The sequence below is a fragment of the Streptomyces sp. NPDC004609 genome (assembly GCF_042873655.1).
Classification (GTDB): domain Bacteria; phylum Actinomycetota; class Actinomycetes; order Streptomycetales; family Streptomycetaceae; genus Streptomyces.
Window position 1 is genome coordinate 12,022 of sequence record NZ_JBIALS010000019.1, and the last position, 21,764, is coordinate 33,785.

19 protein-coding genes are annotated in these 21,764 nt (G+C 72.5%); 12 read left to right on the top strand and 7 right to left on the bottom strand.

All coding sequences use genetic code 11. From position 1 onward, the window contains the following. Positions 1 to 36 precede the first annotated feature (36 nt). Positions 37 to 1,116, bottom strand: a complete 1,080-nt coding sequence (locus ACFYT4_RS19685) for a hypothetical protein (RefSeq protein ID WP_389270144.1) — start codon at positions 1,114 to 1,116, stop codon at positions 37 to 39. A 33-nt stretch (positions 1,117 to 1,149) separates the two neighbouring features. Next, entirely contained in the window at positions 1,150 to 2,151 is a 1,002-nt protein-coding gene (locus ACFYT4_RS19690) for a LacI family DNA-binding transcriptional regulator (RefSeq protein ID WP_389270147.1), read from the bottom strand. A 403-nt stretch (positions 2,152 to 2,554) separates the two neighbouring features. Between ACFYT4_RS19690 and ACFYT4_RS19695 the strand changes: the two genes are divergently transcribed. From ACFYT4_RS19695 to ACFYT4_RS19750, 12 genes are all read left to right on the top strand, one after another. Further along, the gene (locus tag ACFYT4_RS19695) at positions 2,555 to 3,847 is read left to right on the top strand and encodes an MFS transporter (RefSeq protein WP_389270150.1); all 1,293 of its coding nucleotides are present in this window, start codon (positions 2,555 to 2,557) and stop codon (positions 3,845 to 3,847) included. 9 nt (positions 3,848 to 3,856) lie between these two features. Further along, positions 3,857 to 5,218 (top strand): Pup--protein ligase, encoded by a 1,362-nt coding sequence (gene pafA / locus ACFYT4_RS19700; protein WP_389270153.1) that lies wholly within the window; start codon positions 3,857 to 3,859, stop codon positions 5,216 to 5,218. Between the two features lie 136 nt (positions 5,219 to 5,354). Then, entirely contained in the window at positions 5,355 to 6,293 is a 939-nt protein-coding gene (locus ACFYT4_RS19705) for an FKBP-type peptidyl-prolyl cis-trans isomerase (protein WP_389270156.1), read from the top strand. Positions 6,294 to 6,336: 43 nt separating this feature from the next. Continuing rightward, positions 6,337 to 6,708: an FKBP-type peptidyl-prolyl cis-trans isomerase gene (locus ACFYT4_RS19710; protein WP_389270159.1), complete on the top strand. Its 372-nt coding sequence runs from the start codon at positions 6,337 to 6,339 to the stop codon at positions 6,706 to 6,708. Between the two features lie 170 nt (positions 6,709 to 6,878). Beyond that, positions 6,879 to 7,859, top strand: a complete 981-nt coding sequence (locus ACFYT4_RS19715; protein WP_389270162.1) for a helix-turn-helix transcriptional regulator — start codon at positions 6,879 to 6,881, stop codon at positions 7,857 to 7,859. A 17-nt stretch (positions 7,860 to 7,876) separates the two neighbouring features. Further along, the gene (locus tag ACFYT4_RS19720; protein WP_389270165.1) at positions 7,877 to 8,833 is read left to right on the top strand and encodes a helix-turn-helix transcriptional regulator; all 957 of its coding nucleotides are present in this window, start codon (positions 7,877 to 7,879) and stop codon (positions 8,831 to 8,833) included. A gap of 159 nt (positions 8,834 to 8,992) precedes the next feature. Further along, positions 8,993 to 9,256, top strand: coding sequence for a hypothetical protein (locus ACFYT4_RS19725; protein ID WP_389270168.1), 264 nt, complete (start codon positions 8,993 to 8,995; stop codon positions 9,254 to 9,256). A gap of 9 nt (positions 9,257 to 9,265) precedes the next feature. Beyond that, entirely contained in the window at positions 9,266 to 9,466 is a 201-nt protein-coding gene (locus tag ACFYT4_RS19730) for a hypothetical protein (protein WP_389270171.1), read from the top strand. A gap of 249 nt (positions 9,467 to 9,715) precedes the next feature. Beyond that, complete coding sequence (gene tatA / locus ACFYT4_RS19735) at positions 9,716 to 10,012, top strand: Sec-independent protein translocase subunit TatA (RefSeq protein WP_389270174.1); 297 nt, start codon at positions 9,716 to 9,718, stop codon at positions 10,010 to 10,012. A 101-nt stretch (positions 10,013 to 10,113) separates the two neighbouring features. Next, positions 10,114 to 11,016 carry a twin-arginine translocase subunit TatC gene (tatC, locus tag ACFYT4_RS19740; protein ID WP_389270486.1) on the top strand — a complete coding sequence of 301 codons (903 nt, stop codon included), beginning with the start codon at positions 10,114 to 10,116 and terminating at the stop codon, positions 11,014 to 11,016. A 343-nt stretch (positions 11,017 to 11,359) separates the two neighbouring features. Then, on the top strand, positions 11,360 to 14,188 hold the full coding sequence (locus tag ACFYT4_RS19745; protein ID WP_389270489.1) for a DEAD/DEAH box helicase: 2,829 nt from the start codon (positions 11,360 to 11,362) through the stop codon (positions 14,186 to 14,188). A gap of 768 nt (positions 14,189 to 14,956) precedes the next feature. Beyond that, complete coding sequence (locus tag ACFYT4_RS19750) at positions 14,957 to 16,210, top strand: class I SAM-dependent methyltransferase (RefSeq protein ID WP_389270177.1); 1,254 nt, start codon at positions 14,957 to 14,959, stop codon at positions 16,208 to 16,210. A 153-nt stretch (positions 16,211 to 16,363) separates the two neighbouring features. Here ACFYT4_RS19750 and ACFYT4_RS19755 read toward each other — a convergent pair whose 3' ends face one another. The 5 genes from ACFYT4_RS19755 to ACFYT4_RS19775 all read right to left on the bottom strand — a co-directional run bounded on the left by ACFYT4_RS19755 (position 16,364) and on the right by ACFYT4_RS19775 (position 21,523). After that, positions 16,364 to 17,734 carry a cryptochrome/photolyase family protein gene (locus tag ACFYT4_RS19755; protein ID WP_389270180.1) on the bottom strand — a complete coding sequence of 457 codons (1,371 nt, stop codon included), beginning with the start codon at positions 17,732 to 17,734 and terminating at the stop codon, positions 16,364 to 16,366. Positions 17,735 to 17,890: 156 nt separating this feature from the next. Further along, a complete protein-coding gene (locus ACFYT4_RS19760) occupies positions 17,891 to 18,634 on the bottom strand; it encodes an anti-sigma factor domain-containing protein (RefSeq protein ID WP_389270183.1) in 744 nt (247 codons plus the stop codon). Continuing rightward, positions 18,631 to 19,215 (bottom strand): sigma-70 family RNA polymerase sigma factor, encoded by a 585-nt coding sequence (locus tag ACFYT4_RS19765; RefSeq protein ID WP_389270185.1) that lies wholly within the window; start codon positions 19,213 to 19,215, stop codon positions 18,631 to 18,633. The genes ACFYT4_RS19760 and ACFYT4_RS19765 overlap by 4 nt, the downstream gene beginning before the upstream one ends. 325 nt (positions 19,216 to 19,540) lie before the next feature. Beyond that, positions 19,541 to 20,383: a siderophore-interacting protein gene (locus ACFYT4_RS19770; RefSeq protein ID WP_389270188.1), complete on the bottom strand. Its 843-nt coding sequence runs from the start codon at positions 20,381 to 20,383 to the stop codon at positions 19,541 to 19,543. A 234-nt stretch (positions 20,384 to 20,617) separates the two neighbouring features. Beyond that, complete coding sequence (locus tag ACFYT4_RS19775; protein ID WP_389270492.1) at positions 20,618 to 21,523, bottom strand: 5'-3' exonuclease H3TH domain-containing protein; 906 nt, start codon at positions 21,521 to 21,523, stop codon at positions 20,618 to 20,620. Positions 21,524 to 21,764: the final 241 nt, after the last annotated feature.

The following is a 21,764-nucleotide window of genomic DNA, read 5'->3' on the forward strand; positions in this document are numbered from 1 at the left end:
CAACACCCGTTTCCGGGCCGCGCCCACCGGTTCCGCTCAGGGCAGTGCCCAGCGGTGGAGTCCCCTCGGGCCGCGGGTCAGCCAGGTGCCGTCGCCGAGCGGGGTCACCCGGTCGGCCGCGGCCGGATAGCGCATCCGGCCCAGCGGCCGGAGCGTGATCGCGTCGCAGAGCCAGTGGCGTCCGGTGCCGCGCCGCCCCGGGCCGCGGAGCCGGCCCGTGACCAGCAGGTGCCGGTCGTCGAGGAGGAAGGCGTCGTCGAACTCGTCGCCGCCGGGCTCCCACCCACGGGCGTGACCGCGGTCACCGGTGAGACCGGTGAGGTCGTACAGGGCCGCCGGTTCGTCGGCGGCCACATCGTGCGACGCCAGCTCGTCACGGTCGTCGTTGGGGGCGATCTGCTCGGCGCGCCGCATGGTCAGCACGCGCGACACACCGGGCAGAAAGCCGATCACCTCGCGCATGCGGGTGCCGCCCCTGATGTGGAGCCCGTCGTGGCGCGGTTCGATCCACCAGGTCGACCAGCTGTACCGGGCCGTCCAGCAGGACAGGGCGAGCAGCGAGCCGTCGGGGTGCCAGCGCTGGGTGACCGCTGCCGCGCTGCTGTCGACCGGGCGGCCGGAGCGGATCCGCCCGGTGAGGGCGTCGAGCAGCAGCAGCACGTTCCGTGCGCCGCGCGGCCGGGTCCGCCCGCCCGGTGCCCGGCTTCCGCTGCCCCCGGCTCCCGGCCCGGCGGGCGCCGGCACCACCACGCTGACCAGCCTGCCGTCCGCGCTCACGGCGGGCGGGCCGGGTGCGCGCGGCCCCCGGGGCCCGCCGTGCCAGGGGGTGTGCGGTAACGCCCAGCGGGTGGTTCCGTCGGGCCCGATACGGCGGATTCCCCCGGCCTCGCAGACGACGGCCCCGTCCTCCAGCGGGGTCGCCGCCGCGCGCCCGGGCAGGGAGAGTGTCCGTACGGGGGTGAGGGTGCCGGTCAGGAAGGCACCGGCGTCATGGATCTCCAGCCGGCCGTCGTCCACTACGGCCAGCCGCCCGCCGCCGAGCGGAGTCACCGTGCCCGGCGCGGCGACCGTCCCGATCGGGACAGCGTCGATCGGGGTCTGGACCGGACTCGTCATGATCGTGATCGTGACACGGCCCCACGCGTGGTCTCAAGGGGCCGTCCGCCGCTCCGGGCGCCGGGCGGCGGGGCCGGAGGACCCCCGGACGACCAGTTCGACCGGGAGATCGCCCTCCTCCGGCCACCGTCCGTCCAGAACCGCGAGCAGCGCCGACATCCCGCGCTCGCCGACCCGCTCGGCGGGCAGGCGCACGGTCGTCAGCTCCGGCTCCAGCGCGGTGGCGAGCGTGAGGTCGTCGAACCCGGTGACCGAGACGTCCCCGGGAACGCGCAGCCCGAAACGGCGTACGGCCTTGCAGGCCCCGGCCGCCAGGATGTCCCCGTCGCACACGATCGCGGTGGGCGAGGGGCCCGGTCCGCTGAGCGCCGCTTCCGCCGCCTCACGGGCCGCGTCCACGGCGAACGGCGCGCGGACGGACCGTACGGATGTGCCGGTGACCCGGTCGAGCGCGGCCGTGAGCGACCGGGCGCGGATGTCGAACGTCCACGACGGCACCGCCGACGCGAGATGCACGAACCGCCGATGGCCGAGCGCCAGCAGGTGTTCCGCCGTCTGCCGCATGCCGCCGGCGATGTCGAGATTCACATGGGCGGCGGCTCCCCGGTCGGACGGGTCGCTGTCCAGCAGGACGAGGGGGAGGTCCGTACCCCGGAACGCGGTCAGGGCCTCGGAGGCCATCGAGGAGGCGATCACGCCGTCCAGTGCCGCGCGGGCGGAGGCGAAGGGATCCCTGGCGGGGCCGATGCCGTCGGGGGAGGGGTAGACCACCACGCCGAAGCCGTGCTCGGCGGCGGCGCCGGCGGCGCCGGTGTACACACGGGCGAAGAACTCGTTGGTGAGCGCGGGGACGACCAGCAGCGCGGTCCTGGTCCGCCCGAGGCGCAGATTCCGGGCGGCCAGATTGGGCCGGTACCCGAGCGTCGTGGCCGTGTCCCGTACGGCGGCGGCGGTGGTCACGGAGACCCTGCCGCGCCACTTGCCGCCCATGACGAGCGAGACGGTCGCCTGCGAGACGCCCGCGGCCCGTGCCACGTCGCGGCTGGTGGGCCGGGCGCCCGGGCCGGAGCCCGCCGGGGGAAGGGCGTCCCCCGCGGCGGGCCCGGAGCCGCCCGGGGGCCCGGGGGCCGTGCCGCCGGGGTTCTCCCGCCGCCGGTTCCGGCCACCGCCGGCGGGCACGGCGGCCCCGGAGCCCCGGTCCGCTGCCGCAGCGCCGTCCGGGGCCGACCCGTTCCGCCCGGCCGCCGGGACGCGCGGGCCGGAACGGTGTCCGGGTGAGCCCTCTGCCATGGATGCCGTCCTCGGGCGGGTGGCCGCCCAACCGGTACGCGGTCCTCCGGGGGCGGCGCTGTAGACCGGCGGACTACGGACATGGTACGTATAACGTCGCCACGTTATACGTAAAACTCCGGCCCGGGCCGGGAGAGAGGGGCCGGAGATGGCCACAGGAGCCGGCGGCTACGCGGACATCCTCAAGGCCCCCCACGCCGCACGGCTGCTCGCCGGGACGCTCGTGGGGCGGCTGCCCAACGCCACCGCGCCCGTGGCCATCGTGCTGTTCACCCGTGCGGAGGGCGGAAGCTACAGCCTCGCCGGCGGGCTCGCCGCGGCGTACGGGATCGCGAACGCCGTCGGGCAGCCCCTCCTCGGCCGGGCCGTCGACCTGCGCGGGCAGCCCCGCGTCCAACTGCCCGCCGCCGTCGTCTCCGCGCTCGGCATGGTGCTGCTCGCCTACGCCGGAACCGGCTCGCTCCTCCTCGCCTACGCGGCCGTCGCCGTCGCCGGGCTCTTCACCCCGCCCCTGGAGGGCGGGCTGCGCGCCCTGTGGCCGAGCGTGCTGGGCCGCCAGGACCGGGTGCACCGCGCGTACGCCATGGACGCGGTCGCCCAGGAGATCATGTTCACCCTCGGGCCGCTCCTGGTGACCCTGCTCGTCTCGCTCTGGTCCGCGGGCGCCGCGCTGCTGGTGATCAATGTCCTCGGCGTGCTGGGCGCGCTGAGCGTCGTCGTGTCCGAGCCGTCCAGGGTCTGGCGCTCCGCGCCCCGCGAGGCCCACTGGCTCGGCGCCCTGCGCTCACCGGGCCTGCTCGCCCTGCTCGGGGCGTTCTTCTTCGTTGGGTTGGCGCTCGGCTCTATCACCGTCGCCGCGGTCGCCTACGCCGACGGGAGGGGCGGCGAGGCCGTGTACGGCTGGCTGATGGCCGCCCTCGGCCTCGGGGCGCTCGTCGGCGGTGTCTTCTACGGCGCGCGCGTGTGGACCGGCGCCCCCGAGCGCAGGCTCCGCGTCCTCGTCGCCCTGCTCGCGCTCGGCTATCTGCCGCTCGCGCTCACGCCCGGTACCGCCGCCATGGCCGCGCTCTGCGCCGTCGCCGGGGTGTTCCTCGCCCCCGCGATCGCCTGCGCCTTCATCGTCGTGGACCGGCACGCGCCGAGGGGCACGGTCACCGAGGCGTTCTCCTGGCTGGTGACCACGTTCGGAGTCGGCGCGGCGGCCGGGACCGCCGTCGCGGGTCCCGTGGTCGAGCTGGGCGGCACGGCCCGCGGTTTTGCCGTCGCGGGGGCCGGCGGAATCGCCGCGCTGCTGGTGCTGACGGCGACCCGGCGGGCGCTGTCCGTTCCCGTACGCACCACGGGCATCGAGGGTTCCGTGACCGATCCGCAGGCCGCCCCGGCGGAAAATGATCGGAACGGTGTCACCGAACCCGGTTTCAGCTCAGGGCTTGAGGCGTAATGTTCAGACATGGACCGCCGCATTTTCGGGCTGGAGAACGAGTACGGCGTCACGTGCACGTTCAGGGGACAGCGCCGACTGTCACCTGACGAAGTGGCGCGCTACCTCTTCCGCCGTGTCGTCTCATGGGGCCGCAGCAGCAATGTCTTCCTGCGGAACGGCGCCCGCCTCTACCTCGACGTGGGTTCGCATCCGGAATACGCCACACCCGAATGCGACAACGTGACCGAGCTGGTCACCCACGACAAGGCGGGCGAGCGCATTCTCGAAGGACTGCTCGTCGACGCCGAACGCCGTCTGCACGAGGAGGGAATCGCGGGCGACGTCTACCTCTTCAAGAACAACACCGACTCGGCGGGAAACTCCTACGGCTGCCACGAGAACTATCTCGTCGCCCGCCACGGCGAGTTCTCCCGGCTCGCGGACATCCTCATCCCCTTCCTGGTCACCCGTCAGCTGCTCTGCGGCGCGGGCAAGGTGCTCCAGACCCCGCGTGGCGCGGTCTACTGCGTCAGCCAGCGCGCCGAACACATCTGGGAGGGGGTCAGCTCCGCGACCACGCGTTCGCGCCCGATCATCAACACCCGGGACGAACCGCACGCCGACGCCGAGCGCTACCGCCGCCTCCACGTCATCGTCGGCGACTCCAACATGTCCGAGACGACCATGCTCCTCAAGGTCGGCGCGACCGACCTCGTCCTGCGCATGATCGAGGCGGGCACCGTGATGCGCGATCTCACCCTGGAGAACCCGATCCGGGCGATCCGCGAGGTCAGCCACGACATCACCGGGCAGCGCAAGGTGCGCCTCGCCAGTGGACGCGAGGCGTCCGCCCTGGAGGTCCAGCGGGAGTACTACGAGAAGGCGGTCGACTTCGTCGACCGGCGGGGCATCCGCACGGGCGTCGTCGAACAGGTGCTGGAGCTGTGGGGCCGCACGCTGGACGCGATCGACGCGGAGGACCTCGACCGCATCGGCACCGAGATCGACTGGGTCATGAAGTACAAGCTCATCGAGCGCTACCGGGCCAAGCACAACATGACCATGTCGCATCCGCGGGTCGCCCAGATAGACCTCGCCTACCACGACATCCACCGCAGGCGCGGGCTGTACTACCTCCTGGAGCGCAAGGGCCAGGCCGCCCGGATCTGCAACGACCTGAAGATCTTCGAGGGCAAGTCCGTGCCCCCGCAGACCACCCGGGCACGGCTGCGCGGCGACTTCATCCGCCGCGCCCAGGAACAGCGGCGGGACTTCACCGTCGACTGGGTGCACCTCAAGCTCAACGACCAGGCGCAGCGGACGGTGCTGTGCAAGGACCCGTTCCGCTCCGTCGACGACCGGGTCGAAAAGCTCATCGCGGGCATGTAGCACTCATTCGCGCGCCACGTCTACCCGGAAGCAGGCGGAACGCCACTCGGGCCCCGTACGTTCCTCGTGCGGGGCCCTCGGCACGGCCTAGAGTGTCGGGGGACTGTAACCGTGCCGTCTGAGATCTGAGGAACACGTGCGCCGAATCGCCGGCCTTCTTGTCGTCCCCCTGCTGCTGTTGTCGACAGCGGCGTGCGGCAGCGAGGACAAGGGCTCCGACTCCATCTCGTCCAAGGGCGGGCTGCCCGCCATCACCGCCGGTGCCGAGTTCGGGAAGAAACCGACTCTGGCGAAGGGCGAGGGCGACCCGCCGAAGCAGCTGAAGGTCGAGGTCCTCAGCGAGGGCAAGGGCGCCGTCCTCAAGAAGGGCGACCAGGCCTCGGTGAACTACCTCGGCCAGGAGTGGGACGAGAGCAAGCCCTTCGACGACAGCTTCAAGCGCGGTGAGCCCTTCGGCGTCTCCATCGGCGGCCAGGGCGTCATCGAGGGCTGGCAGCGCGCCCTCGACGGCCAGAAGATCGGCAGCCGCCTGGAGGTGGCCATCCCGCCGGACCTCGCCTACGGCGACAAGGGCCAGGGCGACATCAAGGGCAATGCCACGCTGGTCTTCGTCATGGACATCGTCAAGGGCACCAGCGTTCCGGTGTCCGCCAAGGGCACCCCGGTGGCCCAGGACAACACCGACCTGCCGAAGGTGGGCACCAACGACGACGGCAAGGCCCCCTCGCTGACCGTCCCGAAGGCGGACCCGCCCAAGAAGCTCGTCTCCAACTACGTCCTGGAGGGCACCGGCCCCGTGCTCACCGGCAAGGACAGCGTCGTCGTCAAGTACGAGGCGTACCTCTGGGAGGGCGGCAAGCAGTTCGACAGCACCTACAAGGCGCAGACCACCCAGACCTTCCCGCTGGACCAGGTCACGCTGAAGGGCCTCAAGGACGGCCTCGCGGGCAAGAAGCTCGGCAGCCGCGTCCTGCTCGTCATCCCGCCGGACCAGGGCTTCGGCGCCAAGGAGCAGCAGGGCATCCCGAAGAACTCCACGCTGGTCTTCAGCGTGGACCTTCTGGCGAAGGTGTAAGACTGTCCCGGTTGCCCGTTCACCATTGTGAGGAGCTAGTTCAGTGAGCATCGAGAAGCCCGAGATCGATTTCCCGGGCGGCGAGCCGCCGGCCGACCTGGAGATCAAGGACATCTGGGAGGGCGACGGCCCGGTGGCCAAGGCGGGCGACTTCGTCTCCGTCCACTATGTGGGCGTGGCCTTCTCCACCGGTGAGGAGTTCGACGCGTCCTGGAACCGCGGCCAGCCGCTGAAGTTCCAGCTCGGTGTCGGCCAGGTCATCTCCGGCTGGGACCAGGGCGTGCAGGGCATGAAGGTCGGCGGGCGCCGCCAGCTGATCATCCCCGCGCACCTCGCCTACGGCGACCGTGGCGCGGGCGGCCGGATCAAGCCGGGCGAGACGCTGATCTTCGTCTGCGACCTGGTGTCCGTCTGAGCGGGCGGCCGCCGTGCAGGGCCCATGTCCCCCGAGGCATGGGCCCTCGGCTTTTGCCTCATTTTTGCCGCGGTTTTACTGGAGGCCGCCCTCGGCTTTTCCCGTGACACCCCGGGGCGGTACGGTCATCGGGCGGAACGCGACTCGATCAGAAGAGGTGCAGGGCGTCGATGGCCATTGCCAAGGCCGAGCGGCTGATGAATCTGGCGCTGTGCCTGCTGGGGACACGGCGCCCGCTCAGCAAGCGCGAACTGCGCGAGTCCATCGAAGCCTATGTCGAGGCGTTCCGCCCGGCCGAGTCCGGGACGGGGTCCGAGGACTCCTTCAACCGGATGTTCGAGCGCGACAAGGACGATCTGCGCGAACTCGGCCTGGTCATCGAGACGGTGGAGAACCTCGACGGCGAAGTGGGCTATCTCGCCCGCCGCGACAGCAACCGGCTGCCCCCGATCACCTTCGACGCCGAGGAGGCCGCCGCGCTCGGTCTCGCCGCCAAGGTGTGGCAGCAGGCGAGGCTCGCCGGTGCCGCCAGCGGCGCGCTCCAGAAGCTGCGCGCCGCCGGGATGCCCGAGGCGGAGGACTCGTACGAGGCCCAGCACAGCGCGCTGGAGCCGCGGATCCCCGTCCACGAGGCCGCGTTCGAGCCGCTGATGCTCGCCTGCCGCGACCGCAGGCCCGTCGTCTTCGACTACCGCAAGGCCAACGCGGCGCGCCCCGGGCAGCGCCATGTCGAGCCGTGGACGCTGGAGTGCTGGCGCGGCCACTGGTATCTGGCGGGCTGGGACCGCGACCGGGCCGCCGAACGGGTGTTCCGGCTCTCCCGTATCACCGGCCGGGTCCGGTCGCGGGCCGGGTCGTTCACCGCGCCCGTGCCCGATGTGGTCACCGTCCGGGAGACCGTGGAGAGCTGGGCGGGCGAGACGGCGACCCGCACCGCCCGGATCAGGCTGCGCTCCGGCTGCGGCTACCCGCTGCGCGCCCGCGCCGGGTCGGTGCGGGAAGTGGACGGCGACTGGGACGAGTTGGAGATTCCGTACGGACACGGTCTGGACGCCTGGCTGGTGGAGTTCGGCCCGGACGTGGTCGTGCTGGAGCCCGCCGATCTGCGGGCCGATGTCGTGGACCGGCTGCGTGCCGTGGCCAAGGGCTGAGGGGAAGGCGTACGACCATGGCCACCAATGCCATCGACCAGACCCGGCGGATGCTCTCGCTGGTGACCTATCTGCGGGAGCGCCCCGGCGCGCATGTGGCCGATGTGGCCCGTGCCTTCGGGATCACCGAGGACGAGCTGATCTCCGATCTGGACGTGCTGCCGATGTGCGGGACCAGCTTCCGCGGCGGCGACCTCCTCGACATCGACACCGACGGCGACCGTATCTGGTGGCACAACCCGGACGACGTCGCCGAACCGCTGCGGCTGGCGGCCGACGAGGCGACCGCGCTGCTGGTGGCCGCGCGCGCCGTGGCGATGCTGCCGGGGCTGCGCGAGAGCGACCGGGAGGCGCTGGTGCGCGCGACCGCGAAGCTGGAGACGGCGGCGGGGGAGGCGGCCGGGGCGTCCGCCCGGCTGTCGGTGACCTTCGAGTCCGAGGGCGGGGTCTTCGCCGAGGTGGACCGGGCCATCTCGGAGCGGCGGCGGCTGTGGCTGCGCTACTACTCGCCCGCGCGGGACGAGCTGACCGAGCGTGAGGTCGATCCGATCCGGCTCTTCGCCGTCGGACACACCTATATGGAGGCGTGGTGCCGGCTCTCCGAGGCGCGCCGGACCTTCCGGCTGGACCGGGTGGCGGAGATCCGGCTGCTGGACGCCCCGGCCGCGCCGCCCGAGATAGAGCTGCGGGATCTGTCGGAGGGGCTGGTGCAGCCCTCGGCGGACGATCCCGAGGTGGTGGTCGAGGTCGGGCCCGGCGGGCGCTGGGTGGCCGAGTACTACCCCCACGACCGGGCGGAGGATCTGGCCGACGGAGGTCTGCGGATCACCCTGCGGACCCCGTCCCCTGCCTCCCTGCGCCGGCTCGCGCTGCGGCTCGGGCAGGACGGGCGGATCGTCGCTCCGGTGGAGCTGGCGGAAAGTGCCAGGCGGGCGGCGCGGGACGCCCTCGCCGCGTACGACGGACGGGGATAGGGGCCCGGAACGCCGCCATCGATTTCCGGCCGGGGCAGACAGCAGGCCGGGCGGCGCGGGATCATCGGTCGGGAATGGCAGGAATGAGCTGTCCGCGATGAGTGACGGAGTGAGCGGCGTTCGGGAGTCGCCGGTCAGGAATAGGGAGATTTGCGTCGTATGTCTCTGATGTCAGATATTGCGGCCTCGGTGGGCCCTGTTCACTTCCGGGCCGCGTGCCCCGACTGCCGTGCCCGCTTCGAACTGGCCGCGGAAGCGCTGCGGCTGGCGATCGGCGGCAGCCGCCGTACGACGTTCTACTCCTTCACCTGCCCCGAGTGCGGCTCGGCCGTGCGCAAGCCGGCGGGTGAGCGGATCGTCGAACTCCTCACCGGCGGCGGCGTCCGTACGCTCCGGCTCCAGCCCGCCGCTCCGAACGCCTAGGGAACGCCCGTGTACTGGCCCATGATCGCCGTCGTCCTCGGCTTCGCCGGAATCGCCGTCCTCGGCGTCCTCGGGATCCGGGTGTTCATCGAGGCCCAGCGGCTCGGGCGCGAGGTCGCGCACACGGCCGAGCGGATCAACCGGGCCGCGGAGGACCTGGAGCGGGCCGCCGCGGATCTCGCCCGCGACGGCGAGACCCTCCGCAGCTGACCGCGTCCGGAATTTGTGACTGTGTCGTACAAATGGTGGCGGACACACTCTGCTCTCCGGGCGTTGTGGACGGTACGCTGAAGCGGCGGCACCAGGCAATGAGGCGCCTGCCGCAAACGGGAGTACGTCAGGGGATTGCCCTGCGTTCACCCGTGAGAGTTACGATCGCTGCTGGTCGTGGCCGGGACACCGTCACCACGGTCCGCAGCTCAGCCCCATGCCGCCTCGGTGAGAAGGTAGACACCCGTTATGTTCCGACAGATCGGTCCGTTGGAGATCACCCTCATCCTCCTTGCCATCTTTCTCCTCTTCGGGGCCAAGAAGCTTCCCGACATGGCCCGTTCGCTGGGCAAGTCCGCCCGCATCCTGAAGAGCGAGGCCAGGGCGATGAAGTCCGAGGGCGGCCAGCCGTCCGCCGCCCCCGCGGACCCGCCGCAGGAGCCGGCCCAGGGGCAGACCACCGCTCCCCGCACGATCCAGGCGTCGCCCGGCGATGTGACGAGCGCCCGTCCCGTGGCCGAGCCCACCGACACCCCCCAGCGCTGACCGCAAGGCCGCCCCGCTGGGCTGTCTGCCGCACGAGATGAGGACGTGGGTTGCTCAAGCCTGCCCGCTCGAAACAGAAGGAGAAGGACCCCGAGGGGCGGATGCCGCTCGCGGACCATCTGCGTGAGCTGCGGAACCGGCTCGCGAAGGGACTGCTGGCGATCGTCGTCGCCAGCATCGTCGCCGGGTTCTACAACAAGCAGCTGATGGACTTCCTCGCCGCGCCCGTCCCGGCGTGCGAGCAGGGCCAGTCCAACACCGGTGGCAAGTGCGCCAACATCGTCTTCAACAAGCTGCTGTCGCCCTTCACCACCACCGTGAAGGTGACCCTGCTGGCGGGCGTCGTCCTCTCCTGTCCGGTCTGGCTGTACCAGCTCTGGGCGTTCGTCGCCCCCGGGCTGCACCGGAGCGAGAAGAAGTACACGTACTACTTCGTCGCCGCCGCCGTGCCGCTCTTCATGGCGGGCGCCTACCTCGCCTACCTGGTCATGCCGATCAGTGTCAAGGTCCTGATCAGCATCACACCCGACGCGGCGGGCAACCTCCTCGAACTGGACGACGTCCTCGACTTCACCGTGCGCATGGTGCTGGTGTTCGGACTCGCCTTCGAACTGCCCCTGCTGCTGATCATGCTGAATCTGGTGGGTCTGGTCACCGGGCGCAAGATGATCCACTGGTGGCGGGCCGTGGTGATGGGCGTCTTCGTGTTCGGCGCGATCGCCACCCCCACGACGGACCCCATCGGGATGATCGCCCTCTCCGGGCCGATCATCGTCCTGTTCTTCGGGGCCGTGGGCTTCGCGATGCTCAACGACAAGCGCCGCGCACGGCGGAACCCGGACGCGGAACTCGACGACGACGAGGCGTCCCACCTGGACCTCACCCCCGAGCCCGTCGGCCGGATCGAATCCGTCTCCGCGGCCCGCGCCCTGCCCGAGCAGGCCGGCGCCGACGCGGACGGCGGGCGGACCCCCCGGGTCAACGGATACGACGACATCACCTGAGGACGAACACCACCCGAGCCCGGGCCCCACACCCGGGACGGGTGCCCCCGGTCGGGCCGGGAACCCCCGCGGACGGGATGTGTGGGAGCAGGACGGGCGCGGACGCGTCCGGGCGGGGCCGGGTAGCCCCGCGTCGGGGAAGCGCCGCTCGCACACCACAGGGGCCGGACGGACGTCACCGTCACGGCCCCTCCGCCGTGTCCGGTCGTGTCCGGGGGGCGTTTCCCGGCCCCCGGCTCCCGCCTCGCCCGGCCGTCCGGACACCGGCCCCGGGGGTGATGGATGCTCGGGGCGATTAACTCCGCGCTGACTGTCGTACCTGGCGGGTAGGCTCGTGAGCAAGATGACCGAGGACCTCTCTCCCGCCGAGCGCTATGCCGCCGCCCGCGTCCGCGCCGTCGAGGAGGCCACCGCGCTGGCCCCCTTCCGCCGGATGTACGCATTCGACCTGGATCCCTTCCAGCTCGAAGCCTGCCAGGCCCTGGAGGCGGGGAAGGGCGTGCTCGTCGCCGCGCCCACCGGCTCGGGCAAGACCATCGTCGGCGAGTTCGCCGTCCATCTCGCCCTCCAGCAGGGCCGGAAGTGTTTCTACACCACGCCGATCAAGGCGCTCTCCAACCAGAAGTACACCGATCTCGCCAAGCGGTACGGCGCCGCCAAGGTCGGCCTGCTGACCGGTGACAACAGTGTCAACGCCGATGCCCCGGTCGTCGTCATGACCACCGAGGTCCTGCGGAACATGCTGTACGCGGGCTCGCAGGCGCTGCTCGACCTCGGCTATGTGGTCATGGACGAGGTCCACTACCTCTCCGACCGCTTCCGCGGCGCCGTCTGGGAGGAAGTGATCATCCACCTCCCCGAGTCCGTGACCCTGGTGTCACTGAGCGCGACCGTGTCGAACGCGGAGGAGTTCGGCGACTGGCTGGACACCGTCCGCGGCGACACCGAGGTCATCGTCTCCGAGCACCGGCCCGTGCCGCTGTGGCAGCACGTGATGGCCGGACGCCGGATGTACGACCTCTTCGAGGAGGAGAGCGACCACGGCGGCCGGGGCACCGCCCGCCGCGAGGTCAACCCCGATCTCGTGCGCCTGGCGCGGATGGAGAACCAGCGCACGTACAACCCCCGCGACCGGCGGCGCGGCAAGATGATCCGCGAGGCCGACCGCGAGCGCGAGCGCCGCCAGCGCAGCCGGGTCTGGACGCCCGGACGGCCCGAGGTCATCGAGCGCCTCGACGCGGAGGGGCTGCTGCCCGCGATCACCTTCATCTTCAGCAGGGCCGGGTGCGAGGCCGCCGTCCAGCAGTGCCTGTACGCGGGACTGAGGCTCAACGACGAGGACGCCCGCACCCGGGTCCGCGAGATCGTCGAGGAGCGGACCGCCACCATCCCCACCGAGGATCTGAACGTCCTGGGGTACTACGAGTGGCTGGAAGGTCTCGAACGGGGCATCGCCGCGCACCACGCCGGGATGCTCCCGACCTTCAAGGAGGTCGTGGAGGAACTGTTCGTCCGCGGGCTGGTCAAGGCCGTGTTCGCGACCGAGACCCTCGCCCTCGGCATCAACATGCCCGCCCGCTCCGTGGTCCTGGAGAAGCTCGTCAAGTGGAACGGCGAGCAGCACGCCGACATCACCCCCGGCGAGTACACCCAGCTCACCGGGCGCGCCGGACGCCGGGGCATCGACGTCGAGGGCCATGCGGTCGTGCTGTGGCAGCGCGCCATGGACCCGGCGGCGCTCGCGGGCCTCGCCGGCACCCGCACATACCCCCTGCGCTCCAGCTTCAAGCCCTCGTACAACATGGCGGTCAATCTGGTGCACCAGTTCGGGCGGCACCGCTCGCGCGAGCTGCTGGAGACCTCGTTCGCGCAGTTCCAGGCGGACCGTTCCGTCGTCGGCATCTCCCGCCAGGTGCAGAAGAACGAGGCGGGTCTCGAAGGCTACCGCGAGGGCATGACCTGCCACCTCGGCGACTTCGAGGAGTACGCGCGCCTGCGCCGCGACCTCAAGGACCGGGAGACGGAGCTGGCCAAGCAGGGCGCGGCCCAGCGCAGGGCGGCCGCCGCCGTCTCGCTGGAGAAGCTCAAGCCCGGCGACGTCATCCACGTTCCCACGGGCAAGTTCGCGGGCCTCGCGCTGGTCCTCGACCCGGGGATCCCCGCGGGCCGCACCAACGGCTACCGGGGCTTCGAGCACCACGACGGCCCGCGTCCGCTCGTCCTCACGGCCGAGCGGCAGGTCAAGCGGCTGGCGTCGATCGACTTCCCGGTGCCGGTGGAGGCGCTGGAGCGGATGCGGATCCCCAAGTCCTTCAACCCGCGCTCACCCCAGTCCCGGCGGGATCTGGCGTCCGCGCTGCGCACCAAGGCCGGGCACATCGTCCCCGAGCGGCACCGCAAACCGCGCTCGGCCGCCGCCGACGACCGCGAGATCGCCCGGCTGCGGGCGGAGTTGCGCGCCCACCCCTGCCACGGCTGCGCCGAGCGCGAGGACCACGCCCGGTGGGCCGAGCGCTACCACCGCCTCCAGCGGGACACCCGTCAGCTGGAGCACCGTATCGAGGGCCGTACGAACACGATCGCCCGCACCTTCGACCGTATCGTCGCCCTGCTGACCGAGATGGACTACCTCCGCGACGACGAGGTCACCGAGCACGGCAGGCGTCTCGCCCGTCTCTACGGCGAGCTGGACCTCCTGGCGAGCGAGTGTCTCCGCGACGGTGTCTGGGAGGGCCTCGACCCGGCCGAACTGGCCGCCTGTGTCTCGGCCCTGGTCTACGAGTCCCGTCAGGCCGACGACGCGGTCGCGCCCAAGGTCCCGGGCGGCAGGGCGAAGACGGCGCTCGGTGAGATGGTCCGCATCTGGGGCCGCCTCGACGCCCTGGAGGAGGACTTCAAGATCAACCAGGCCGAGGGCGTCGGCCAGCGCGAGCCCGACCTCGGCTTCGCCTGGGCCGTCCACCAGTGGGCGTCGGACAAGAGCCTCGACGAGGTGCTGCGCGAGGCCGAGATGCCCGCCGGTGACTTCGTGCGCTGGTCGAAGCAGGTCATCGACGTTCTCGGCCAGATCGCCGCGGCGGCCCCCCGGGAGAACAGCACGGTCGCGAAGAATGCGCGCAGGGCGGTGGACGCGCTGCTGAGGGGCGTGGTGGCGTACAGCTCGGTGGGCTGACCCGGGCAGGCCGCGGTGCGGGGAGCCACCGGCCGGGTGCGCCCGGTCCGGTGAACCGCCGTCCGCGCGGGACCGGCGGTGGGCCGGCCGGTTGTGCCCGGGCCCCGGTGGCCACCGGAGCCCGCGCCGTCCGCGGAAACGGACGGATGCCGCCGAGTGGCCCACCGTGGCGGTCATGAACATGCCCGTACGGCGCCGTGTGTCCTGCCCGTGGCCGCGCACCGATGCCCGTCCGGGCGGGTGGCGCATGCCCCCGCGTGCCGTCCGGCTTCTCTGCGGGGGCCGCGCACCGATGCCCGTCCGGGCGGGTGGCGCATGCCCCCGCGTGCCGTCCGGCTTCTCTGCGGGCGCGCGCTGCTGCGGCCCTGTGGCTTCGCGGCACGGGGCCCGGATTCGACCAATCCGGGGCCCGTCCGGTACCGAATTCCCTGTCGGGAGCGGCGTCCGGCCGTCCCGGAGGGAGCGGCATGACAGGGAATCGGCGGCGCACGGCCGTGGTGGGCAGCAGCGCGGCGGTACCGACCGCCGCGTATGCGCCGCGGCGCTCACGTCATGTGGTCCTGGACGAGACGGACTGCCGGCTCGAAGGGCACGCGCACACCGGTCCGGTCGGGCACGTCCCCACCCTCGGGTGGCGGGTGCCGAGGTACCGGGCCCGGGGAGGGGGTCGCCCCCGGAGGCCGGGTACGGGCGGGGAGCACGGTCGTGCGGCGCGGCCCGAGGCGGCCGGACCGGTGCCCGCCGACCGGGCCGGGCGGGTGTGAGGTCATGGCGGCCTTCCTCACGGATCCGCCGTCCGCGCCGTTCCCGGGCGCGGGCCCCGCCGACACCCGGTACCTGCCGGATGTCGCCGCTCCGCCCGCGTTGTCCCGGCTGCGCACGGCCGCCGCCGAACGGTTCGTACGGCGCACCCTCGGCGGGCTGCCCCTGCGGGTGCGGTTCGGCGGCGGCGAGCTCATCGGGTTCGGCGGGCCGCTGCTGGAGGTCCATGAGCCGCGCGCCTTCGTCCGGCGGATCGGCGCGGGCGGATTCACCGGCTTCGCCGAGTCCTACGCGGCGGGGGAGTGGGACGCCCCCGATCCGGTGGGCGTGCTCACCGTCCTCGCCGCGAGCGGCACCCCTCTCGCACCCGTCCGGCTCCGACGACCGCGCCGAGGTGCCGGACCGGCGCACCGGCCGCCGGTCCGGCACCTCGATGCCGCTGGTCACCCCGCCCGCTCCGGCGAGCTGTTCGGGCTCTTCCTGGACGAGACCCTGTCGTACTCCTGCGCCGTCTTCCGCGGATTCCCCGCCGAGGAGCATCTGCTCGCGACCGCGCAGCGGCGCGCGTGCGACCGGCTGCTCGACCTGGTGAACGCCGCCGAGGGCACCCAGTTGCTGGAGATCGGCGCGGGCCGGGGGGAACTGGCGATCCGGGCCGCGCGCCGCGGTGCCCGTGTTCTCGCGATCGCTCTCACCCGCGAGCGGCGGGACCTGGCCCGGATGCGTGTTCTGCAGGCCGGTCTGGAGGACCGGGTGTCCGTGCTGCTGCGCGACTACCGCAAGGTGCTCGGGCGGTTCGACGCCATCGTGAGCGTCGAGACGATCGAGACCGTCGGCGCGGAGCTGTGGCCCGACTGGTTCATGACCCTGGACCGGCTCCTCGTCCCCGGCGGGCGGGCCGCCCTCCAGACGGTCACCGTGCCGCACGAGTGGCTCGTCACCCGGGGCGGCACCCCCGCCTGGAGCGGGGCGTACATCTCCCCGGGCGTCCAGCCGCCGTCGGCCAGGGCGATCGAGGAGATCTCCCTGGGGTGCACCGCACTCCGCCCGGCGGGCCGCGACACCTTCGGGCCGCACTACGCCGAGACGCTGCGGCTGTGGCGGGAGCGCTTCACCGCGCGGTCGGACGAGGCCGGGGCGCTCGGCTTCGACACGGCGTTCCGGCGGATGTGGACCTTCCATCTCGCTTGCGCCGAGGCGGGGTTCCGTGCGGGATGCCTGGATCTGGAGCAACTGCTGTTCACCAAGGCGGAGGAGTGAGCGGGCGCGACCGGAGCGCGCGGACGTCACCGGTTCGCGTGGGCGCCGGGCCGGGAAGCCGACCGGGGCCGGGCCCGCCTCGCCCCGGGCCGGGGAGCCGGCCCGGGGCACACGAGGCGACCGGGACCCCGCCCCGCCCCCGCGCCTGCCGGGTCAGTCCAGCCCGCGCGCCCGCGCGAGGCGGGCCCGGCCCTCCGCCGGGTCCACCAGCGGTTCCGGGTAGTCGAGTCGTGAGCGCTGCGGTCCGGGCAGCGCCTGCGGGCGGTGGACCCCGGGACCGGGCAGCGAGGACAGTTCGGGCACCCAGCGGCGTACGTAGTCGCCCTGGGGGTCGAATCGCCGTGCCTGGGCGAGTGGGTTGAGGATCCGGTTGGGGCGGGTGTCCGTGCCCGTGCCCGCCGCCCACTGCCAGTTGAGCTGATTGTTGGCGATGTCCCCGTCGACCAGGAGGTCCAGGAAGTGGCGGGCGCCGATCCGCCAGTTCGTGTACAGCGTCTTGGTGAGATAGCTCGCCGCCAGCAACCGCGCCCGGTTCGGCATCCAGCCCTCGTGCAGCAGCTGCCGCATGCCCGCGTCCACGATCGGGCAGCCCGTACGGCCCTCCTTCCAGGCGGTGATCTCCTTCTCGTCCTCGCGCCAGCGGTCACCGCGGGCCCGGTAGTCGGTGTGCGAGGCGTCGGGCCGCGCCGACAGCACCTGGTGGTGGAAGTCCCGCCAGGCCAGCTGCCGTACGAAGGCCGCCGCCCCCGGACCGCCCTTGCGCCGTGCCCGCTGCACGAGTTCGGTCGCCGACAGCGTGCCGAAGTGCAGATGCGGGGACAGCCGGGAGGTCGCGTCGCCCGGCAGGTCGTCGTGTCGGTCCTCGTACGACCGGATCCCGGTACGGGGACGGGCCAGCCAGGAGGTGAGCCGGAGCCGTCCCTCGTACTCCCCGCCGCGCGCGAGCCCCGGCGACACCCCGGTCACCGCGCCGCGCCGGGGCAGCGGACGACCGGCCAGCTCGGGCACCACCACCCTCCGGGGCGCGGCCAGGGTCCGGCGCAGCCCCGTCTCCTCCCATCTGCGGAAGTACGGGGTGAAGACCGCGAAGTGATCGCGGTCCGCGGGTGTCACCCGCCCGGGCGGCAGCGCGGTGACCACACCGTCGTGGACACGCAGAGCGCACCGGATGTCCGTCAGTGCCCGCCGCAGCCGGTCCTCCCTGCGCTGGGCGTACCCGCTGACGCCCGCCGCGATGTGCACCGATCGAGCGCCGGTCTCGGTGACGACCCGGCAGACCTGCTCGGTGACATCGCCGAGCCGGACGACCAGCCGGCCGCCGCGCTCCCGCAGCCCGGTGTCCAGCGAGGCCAGACAGTCGGCGAGGAAGGCACGCCGGTTGGGCGCGTCGAAGCCCGCCAGCCGCACCCCCCGGTCGACCACGAACAGCGGGACCACGGTCTCGGCCGCGTCCACCGCGGCGCTCAGGGCCGGTTGGTCGTGGACACGCAGGTCGGAGGTGAAGAGCATGACGGAAACAGTCATATGCCGTCCTTCCTCGGAGGGGAAGCGCCACAGGCAGCGGAAGCCGGCGGTGTGCGGGCGGCTCGGGTCGGGAGCGGCCCCGCAGGCATACCGACCGTATCGGTCAAATAGTGGGATCCCAGCCACCAAGGCGCCAGGTGCGTCATATCGGGTGTGTCATACCGAAAAGGTCATCAAGGTGACGGGGGGCGTCGTCGGCGCGGCCGAGCCGCCCGCCGGTTCGAGGGTGAGGCCCATGCCCGCCGCCGTGCCCACGGGCCCGTCCATGAGCGCGGCGCCGTCGGAGGCGTCCCGGTTCATCAGCCCCGCCGGGCGCATGGTGGCGCCGTCGTCGAACCAGAGCTGGTAGACCTTGCCCGCCGGGGGTCTGGGCAGCCCGGTCACGAGGAAGGCCGCCCGGTCGAGGCTCCTGGAGACCACGACCGTGCCATTGCCCCCGCTCCGCAGCCGCGCCGTGGTCGCCTTCGCGTCGGGCGCGGCGAGCACCGCGGCCAGCTCGGCCGTCGTCCGCTCCGCGCGCTCCGCCGCCCGGCGCGCGTCCTTCGCCTCCTGGTGCTGCCAGAAGGACACCCCGCCGAAGGCCGCGGCGGCCGCGACACAGGCGGCCAGGACAAAACGCGACACCTGGCCGCCGCGACGGCGCCCCGCCCGCACCCGGTCGACGTGCGGAGGCCGCTGGCGCTCGGCCGATATCCGCCGCATCACCTGCTCCTTGAGCGCGGGGGGTGGTGTCACGGCCTCCGCGAGCGCCAGCCGGCCGACGGTGGCGGCCAGTTCACGGACCTCCTGTGCGCAGGAGGCGCACTCCTGGAGGTGGCGTTCGAACGCCGCGGTCTCGTCGGGCTCCAGCGCGTGCAGCACATAGGCCCCGGTCAGCGTGTGCAGATCCGGAGCGGTCACGCGCTCACCCCCAGGCAGTCACGCAGCCGGATGAGCCCGTCGCGCAGTCTCGTCTTGACCGTGCCGAGCGGCACGGAGAGCAGCTCGGCCACTTCCCGGTAGGCCAGCCCCCGGTAGTAGGCGAGGGTCACCGACTGCCGCTGAAGCTCCGTCAGTCCCCGGAGACAGCGGCGCACCTGCTCGCGTTCCAGCCGGGCCTCGACCTGCTCGGTGACCTGGTCGTACGCGGGCGTACGGTCGAGCAGCGCCGCCCTGCGCTCGCGGTCGGACGCCGCCTGCGCCGACCGGACCCGGTCCACCGCGCGCCGGTGGGCGAGTGTGAGTATCCAGGTCATGGCCGATCCTCGGGACGGCTGGAAGCGGGCTGCCGTCCGCCACACCTCGATCAGTACTTCCTGGGTCACCTCCTCCGACTGGGCCGGATCCCGCAGGACGGCTCGCACCAGCCCGAGCACCGGCCCGCACACCGTGTCGTACAACCGGGAGAACGCCTCGTGGTCCCCGCGGGCCACCAGGCCCAGCAGCTGTTGCAGATCCGGTCTCGCCGAGGCGGGACCACCGATGAATACGGGGTCGTTCACGCGGCTTTCCTCCACTGTGCGGGCAGGGCGTCCGGACAGATCTCATCAGGCATTCGGCGCCGGTGGGGCGGCGGATTGGTCCGGGGTGCGCAGATGGTCGCACGGGGGAGAGGCCGGTGGTCCGTGCAGTGATTCCGGCGGTGGGGAGAGCACGCACGAAGGCATACAGAAGCGGTCCGGCGGGCGGCCGTCTGTGCCGCCCGCCGGACCGCGTCCGTACGGGTGAGATGAGGTGAGGTGCCGGGTCGCTGCGGGATCCGCCGGGCGAACCGTGGTCGCGCCCGGTCAAGGGCCCCGTGGAGCAGCCCCGGGCAGGCTCCGGGCCTCAGGCCGCTTGTTCCTGCTCCCGCTCCACCTGCTCGTTCCACTCGCGCTTGACCGCGCGCCATGCCTCGTCCGCCTTGCCGAGCCGCCAGTACCCCGAGATGGACAGGTCCTCGCGCGGCACCTGCCGCTCCAGCCGCAGATGACGCCGCAGCTCCTTCACGGCTCCCGCCTCGCCGTGGACGAAGGCGCACACCCGGCCCCCGGGGAAGTCCAGCCCGGTCACGGCGGCCACCAGCGCCTCGCCGAAGGGACGGCCCTCGCGGTGCAGCCACCGGACCTCGACCCCGTCCGGGGCGGCGAGCTTCTGCTCCTCCCCGGCGTTCTCGACCTCCACGAAGGCGTGGACGACCGCGCCCTCGGGCATCTGCTCCAGCGCGGCGGCGATCGCGGGGAGCGCGCTCTCGTCGCCCACCAGCAGATGCCAGTCGGCGTCCGGGTTCGGCGCGTAACCCCCGCCGGGGCCGATGACCCGCATCGGATCGCCGACGCGCGCGCCCGCCGCCCACGGCCCGGCGAGTCCCGAGTCGCCGTGGACGACGAAGTCGATCGTCAGCTCACGGGCGGCCTCGTCCCAGGTCCGTACGGTGTACGTGCGGTTGGCGGGCCACTGGTCGCGCGGGAACTCCTCCCGGATCCGGTCCATGTCGAACGGCTCCGGATAGCTGACGCCCGCGGGCGGGAAGAGGAGTTTCACATAGTGATCGGTACAGCCGTCGAGGGAGAAGCCGGCCAGGCCCTCGCCGCCGAGAACGATCCGTGTCATATGCGGAGTGAGGCGCTCGGTGTGGACCACACGGGCCTCGAAGGGCGTCGGTGACTTGCGGGCCGGTTGTTCTGCCACGGCGCTCTCCCTGAATCGGTGTACTTCTTAGGCTTGCCTAAGTTAACACTTCGCCGCTGAAACAACAGCCCCGGAAGCCCGCGCCGCCGCCCCACCCCGTCCGCCCCCGTCTGTCTCAGGCTCCGTCCGGCCGTCGGACGGGCGGCCCGCCCGCAGGTCCGACGGCCGTGCTGTCCGCCTGCCCCGGCTGTACGGACGGTCCGGCTGTACGTCTGTCCGCCGGCCCGGCCGCCGTCACGCGGCGAGGGTGGTCAGCAGCCGCCGGAGCGCGCCGCCCAGCCCCCAGCGCGCCGCCAGCTCGTCGAGGGCCGCCGGATCGCGCGGCCCGGACGGCAGTGCGGGGTCGAACGAGGGAAGCCCCACGTCCGACGCCACCCGTACGACCTTCGGCGCCACCGCCACATAGTCACGGGCCTCGTCCAGCCGCTTGCGCTGCGAGGGGGTCAGCCCGGAGCGGGGATCGTCGACGGCGGCCATGATCCCCGCGAGATCACCGAACGCGCCGATCAGCTTGGCCGCCGTCTTCTCGCCGATTCCGGGCACGCCCGGCAGGCCGTCGCTGGGGTCGCCGCGCAGCAGCGCCAGATCCACATAGCCGGGGCCGTCCACGCCGTACCTCTCGCGCAGCCATGCCTCGTCGGTCGTCTGGAGGGTGCCGACGCCCTTCAGCGGATACAGCACCCGCCGCCCCCGCGCGTCGTCCACCAGCTGGAAGAGGTCGCGGTCGCCGGTGACGATGTCGACCGGGCCGGTGGCGCGGGCGGTGAGGGTGCCGATCACGTCGTCCGCCTCGTACCCGTCGGCGCCGACGCGGGCGATCCCGAGCGCGTCCAGCACGTCGGCGATCACGGGGACCTGGGGCGAGAGGGTGTCCGGGGTCTCCTCCTCGTCGGGGCCCAGCTCGGTCTCGACGGCCACCCGGTGCGCCTTGTACGAGGGGATCAGCTCGACCCGCCAGTGCGGACGCCAGTCGTTGTCCCAGCAGGCGACCAGATCGTCCGGGTGGTGGTCCTGCACCAGCCGGGTGATGAAGTCGAGCAGCCCGCGCACGGCGTTCACCGGAGTGCCGTCGGGTGCCCGGACCGAGTCGGGGACCCCGAAATAGGCCCGGAAGTACAGAGAAGCGGTGTCGAGGAGCATCAGGCGTCGCGTCACATCCCGAATGATGCACCACGGCACCGACAGCGGCCCGTGGACCAGGCCCGCCGACCTCTGCCCGCCGTAACCCGGCCGATTCCCCCACCTCTGACCAGCGCAGTTGCGTGATGTGAATCACTGTTGCGTTTGGCGCGACAGCCCGGGGGCAGGCGCGAGCCCGGAGCGGACCCGGGGCGCAGGACAGGCCCCGGGTGAGCGGGCGGAACCCGCCGTGCTCCACGGT

Excerpts from the sequence above, each read along its gene's own strand:
- ACFYT4_RS19725 (WP_389270168.1), top strand. The coding sequence starts at position 8,993 with ATGTCTCTGATGTCAGATATTGCGGCCTCGGTGGGCCCTGTTCACTTC.
- ACFYT4_RS19720 (WP_389270165.1), top strand. The coding sequence starts at position 7,877 with ATGGCCACCAATGCCATCGACCAGACCCGGCGGATGCTCTCGCTGGTG.
- ACFYT4_RS19775 (WP_389270492.1), bottom strand. The coding sequence starts at position 21,523 with ATGCTCCTCGACACCGCTTCTCTGTACTTCCGGGCCTATTTCGGGGTC.
- ACFYT4_RS19755 (WP_389270180.1), bottom strand. The coding sequence starts at position 17,734 with ATGACTGTTTCCGTCATGCTCTTCACCTCCGACCTGCGTGTCCACGAC.
- tatC (WP_389270486.1), top strand. The coding sequence starts at position 10,114 with ATGCCGCTCGCGGACCATCTGCGTGAGCTGCGGAACCGGCTCGCGAAG.
- ACFYT4_RS19745 (WP_389270489.1), top strand. The coding sequence starts at position 11,360 with ATGACCGAGGACCTCTCTCCCGCCGAGCGCTATGCCGCCGCCCGCGTC.
- pafA (WP_389270153.1), top strand. The coding sequence starts at position 3,857 with ATGGACCGCCGCATTTTCGGGCTGGAGAACGAGTACGGCGTCACGTGC.
- tatA (WP_389270174.1), top strand. The coding sequence starts at position 9,716 with ATGTTCCGACAGATCGGTCCGTTGGAGATCACCCTCATCCTCCTTGCC.
- ACFYT4_RS19685 (WP_389270144.1), bottom strand. The coding sequence starts at position 1,116 with ATGACGAGTCCGGTCCAGACCCCGATCGACGCTGTCCCGATCGGGACG.
- ACFYT4_RS19750 (WP_389270177.1), top strand. The coding sequence starts at position 14,957 with ATGGCGGCCTTCCTCACGGATCCGCCGTCCGCGCCGTTCCCGGGCGCG.
- ACFYT4_RS19695 (WP_389270150.1), top strand. The coding sequence starts at position 2,555 with ATGGCCACAGGAGCCGGCGGCTACGCGGACATCCTCAAGGCCCCCCAC.
- ACFYT4_RS19715 (WP_389270162.1), top strand. The coding sequence starts at position 6,879 with ATGGCCATTGCCAAGGCCGAGCGGCTGATGAATCTGGCGCTGTGCCTG.